Below are 409 nucleotides of genomic sequence, written 5' to 3'. Positions count from 1 at the left end.
CACCAGCGGCGCCCGCGGCCTGGTCGATGGCCGCGCCCGCGGCCTGGTCGATGGCCGCGCCCGCGGCGTCGCTCACGCCCGAGGCTTGCGCCAACGGAGCCGCGGCAGCGTCAGCGCCGGGAGCACCCGCGGGCAGACCTCCACCACCGGGGACACCGCCACCGCCGGGCAGACCACCACCACCGGGCAAGCCGCCACCACCGGGCAAACCACCACCACCGGGCAGACCACCGCCGACGGGGGCACCGCCACCACCGGGCAGACCACCGCCGACGGGGGCACCGCCACCACCGGGCAGACCACCGCCGACGGGGGCACCGCCACCACCGGCCACCGGCGCGCCACCACCACCGGCCACCGGGGCGCCACCACCGGCGGCGGCGGGAGCCGCTGCGCCGGAGGCCATTTC

1 protein-coding gene is annotated in these 409 nt (G+C 80.0%); it reads left to right on the top strand.

The annotated features are described in order from the left end of the window. Positions 1-85: 85 nt before the first annotated feature. Positions 86-409, top strand: a 324-nt coding sequence (locus AC30CM_RS27225; protein WP_490120010.1) for a hypothetical protein, incomplete at its 3' end; no start/stop codon positions are given.

Source organism: Mycobacterium sp. DHQP2018-32-09 (assembly GCF_058148405.1).
Note: the sequence above shows the minus strand (reverse complement) of the source record. Positions and strands in the feature narration are given on the sequence as shown.